This is a genomic window from Microcoleus sp. S13_C3, assembly GCF_036700905.1.
Lineage (GTDB): Bacteria > Cyanobacteriota > Cyanobacteriia > Cyanobacteriales > Microcoleaceae > Microcoleus.
In genome coordinates, this window is sequence record NZ_JAUBPT010000304.1 from 1 (window position 1) to 3,368 (window position 3,368).

At 51.0% G+C, this 3,368-nt stretch carries 3 protein-coding genes; 2 read left to right on the forward strand and 1 reads right to left on the reverse strand.

Annotated features, from left to right (window positions below; translation table 11 throughout):
* Positions 1-335 precede the first annotated feature (335 nt).
* A complete protein-coding gene (groL, locus tag QUA16_RS36085) occupies positions 336-2,018 on the forward strand; it encodes a chaperonin GroEL (RefSeq protein WP_333109595.1) in 1,683 nt (560 codons plus the stop codon).
* Positions 2,019-2,531: 513 nt separating this feature from the next.
* Here groL and QUA16_RS36090 read toward each other — a convergent pair.
* Positions 2,532-2,789 carry a DUF2811 domain-containing protein gene (locus QUA16_RS36090; RefSeq protein ID WP_050813024.1) on the reverse strand — a complete coding sequence of 86 codons (258 nt, stop codon included), beginning with the start codon at positions 2,787-2,789 and terminating at the stop codon, positions 2,532-2,534.
* A 225-nt stretch (positions 2,790-3,014) separates the two neighbouring features.
* On the opposite strand from QUA16_RS36090, the gene QUA16_RS36095 reads away from it, so the two are divergent.
* Positions 3,015-3,233, forward strand: a complete 219-nt coding sequence (locus QUA16_RS36095) for a hypothetical protein (RefSeq protein ID WP_333181776.1) — start codon at positions 3,015-3,017, stop codon at positions 3,231-3,233.
* Positions 3,234-3,368: the final 135 nt, after the last annotated feature.

A 3,368-nucleotide genomic window follows, 5' to 3' on the forward strand; every position in this document is an offset into this window, starting at 1 on the left:
TGTTTCATTCTCACCAAAAACGAGGTTTTTGTAGGGGTAGTGCTACCCCTACTCCCCGTGCCTACCCCCGCCACCAACCATCGAATGGGGGTTTCAGGCCAAAAGGGTCGGCACTCTTGGCACGGCCCCTACCAAGAATGAAACCGCCCGACCTCTCCCCCTCTCCCCCGATCCCCATCGGACCCTCTCCACCCATAATTTGAGTTTTTTGGTGAGAATGAAACAGCCCCCCCATCCCCCACACCGTTGAGGCGCGCTACAATCAAAAATCGATCGACTTAGCACTCAGACTCAGAGAGTGCTAAATTTGCTAATGTAAGCGATTGGAGACAAACATGACCAAAATAGTTGCATTTAGCGACAAATCTCGCCGGGCACTAGAACGCGGCGTCAATCAACTCGCCGATGCTGTCCGCATCACCTTGGGCCCGAAAGGCCGGAACGTCCTATTGGAAAAGAAATACGGCAGTCCCCAAATCGTTAACGATGGTATCACCGTTGCTAGGGAGATCGAACTCGAAGACCCCCTGGAAAATGCTGGCGCTCGCTTAATTCAAGAAGTCGCCTCCAAAACTAAAGATATCGCAGGCGACGGCACAACAACCGCAACGGTTATAGCTCAATCCCTCATTCGCGAAGGTTTGAAGAATGTCGCAGCAGGCGCAAACCCAGTCGCGCTGCGCCGGGGTATTGAAAAAACGATCGCCCACTTGGTGCTGGAAATCGAGAAATTGGCCAAACCCGTCGAAGGAAGCGCCATTGCTCAAGTCGCCACTGTCTCGGCCGGTAACGACGAAGAAGTCGGCGCCATGATTGCCCAAGCAATGGAAAAAGTCACCAAAGACGGCGTAATTACTGTAGAAGAGTCGAAATCTCTGACAACAGAATTGGAAGTTGTCGAAGGGATGCAGTACGATCGCGGATATCTTTCTCCGTATTTCGTCACCAACACCGATCGCATGGAAGTGGAGTACGAAAACGCTCGCATCCTGATTACCGACAAAAAAATTAGCTCGATTCAAGAACTAATTCCAGTTCTCGAAAAAATCGCCCGCACAGGTCAACCGCTGCTGATTATCGCCGAAGATATTGAAGGCGAAGCTTTGGCAACTCTGGTAGTCAACAAAGCCCGCGGCGTATTGAACATCGCAGCAACCAAATCTCCTGGTTTTGGCGATCGACGCAAAGCTATGCTTCAAGATATCGCCGTACTCACCGGCGGTCAACTGATTTCTGAAGAAGTCGGACTCAGCATCGATACCGCAACCCTAGAAATGCTCGGTACCGCCCGCAAAATTACGATCGACAAAGAAAACACGATCATTGTTGCTGGCGAAGAACACAAAGCTGACGTGCTAAAACGGATCGAGCAAATCCGCAAGCAGCTAGAAGCGACGGATTCCGACTACGACAAGGAAAAGCTAACCGAACGCATCGCCAAACTCGCCGGCGGCATCGCTGTAATTAAAGTCGGCGCAGCTACCGAAACCGAGCTCAAAGACCGTAAACTGCGTATTGAAGACGCTCTGAACGCTACTAAAGCTGCTGTGGAAGAAGGTATCGTTGCCGGAGGTGGCACGACGCTAATTCACCTGATTACAAAAATAGATGCGATCAGAAATACTTTAGACACCGAAGAACAAGTAGGCGCTGACTTGGTGAAGAAAGCTTTGGAATCACCTTTGCGTCAAATCGCTGATAATGCCGGCGTTGAAGGTTCGATCGTCATCGAGCGAGTGCGGGCGAGCGAGTTCAACGTTGGCTACAACGCTCTTACAGACGTGTACGAAGATATGATTGCCGCCGGGATTATTGACCCGGCTAAGGTGGTGCGATCGGCTTTGCAAAATGCCGGTTCCATTGCTGGTATGGTGTTGACCACTGAAGCTGTGATTGTCGAAAAACCCGAGAAGAAAAAAGCCGGCGGCGACATGGGCGACATGGGCGGCATGGGCGGCATGGGCGGCATGGGCGGCATGGGCGGCATGGGCGGCATGGGCGGCATGGGCATGATGTAGTCTTCAGCCATTAAGCACCATGCGTGTAAACAAGCGGGTCTTATGTACTACCCGTCTACTGTTTGACGATTAAGGCAGCTTATCCCCCCGGCATCCCCTGATTGTCCGGGGGGATTTTTCATTCTCCTGTAGGGGCAATCCCCCCGTGGTTGCCCCAATCCCCCCGTGGCTGCCCCAATCCCCCCGTGGTTGCCCCAATCCCCCCGTGGTTGCCCCAATCCCCCCGTGGTTGCCCCAATCCCCCCGTGGTTGCCCCGATATTTGAAACACCGATTCCCTCGTCTGTGGGGGGTAGGCACGGGGAGTAGGGGTAGCACTACCCCTACAAAATCCCGATTTTCGTGAGAATGAAACCGCCCTGCTTCTTAAGGGAGATGCAATGGGGCTTGGCATTAAGCTATGGGCGATAGTTCTCAGGGATTTTAAGCTGAAGTTGACAGCTATGCAGTGCGCGCCCTCTCGGTCAACTAAAATCCTTCCCAGAAACCCCGTCTCCCCCTCTCCCCTGATCCTTTAAGACGAGGGAGTTACATTGTTGCTGTGCAAGTCTTGAGGAGATTGAAACAGAGTTTCGAGATAAACTCTCGCAGCTTGGCGATAACTGCGCGAAGCTTCAGGCGTACCGCTATCGGCATTCTGCAACAAAAACAGCGACAGGGCCGCGCAAAATACTCGGTCTAGATCCCATTCGGGATGGGTTTCCAGGTAAGTTTTGAGAGAATCGTGCAGCGTTTCGGGAATTTCAGCAAAAATACTGACTGTTGGGTTCATCATTTTTTTTAGTCTCGCTAATAAATTGAAAACAGAACCCCCCTTCGGCCGGATACAGGTGCAGGCACAGCCGAAATCAGAGCGCTTTTTTTTAGGTCGGTCGCATCATTGTGCGCTATGAGGGGGTGGGTTTGTCAATGTTGCGAAATATTACAAACTCCTTTAGATAAAAAAAAAGTTTACCAAATAATCAGCTTTTTAGGGCATTTTTTGTTACATATCTTTATGTGTCGGGGGGTTTATGAGGAATTAGGCAGCAAGTTAAGGAAATCCCCAATTCCGCAGCAAGAGGCTACGGTGCCGTTAATTTCTGTGGAAAACTTTGTCGAATCTGTGGAAAACCTCCGACTTGCCTGTGGAAACGCTGTGGAATGTTTAGGGAAAAGTCAGGGAAAAAATAAGAATTGCAAAGGGCATGGGGCATGGGGCATTGTTGACTGTTGACTGTTGACTGTTGATTAATGTTAAGGGCATGGGGCATGGGGCATGGGGCATTGTTGACTGTTGACTGTTGACTGTTGACTGTTGATTAATGTTAAGGGCATGGGGCATGGGGCATGGGGCATGGGGCATTGTTGA

Excerpts from the sequence above, each read along its gene's own strand:
- QUA16_RS36090 (WP_050813024.1), bottom strand. The coding sequence starts at position 2,789 with ATGAACCCAACAGTCAGTATTTTTGCTGAAATTCCCGAAACGCTGCAC.
- QUA16_RS36095 (WP_333181776.1), top strand. The coding sequence starts at position 3,015 with ATGTGTCGGGGGGTTTATGAGGAATTAGGCAGCAAGTTAAGGAAATCC.
- groL (WP_333109595.1), top strand. The coding sequence starts at position 336 with ATGACCAAAATAGTTGCATTTAGCGACAAATCTCGCCGGGCACTAGAA.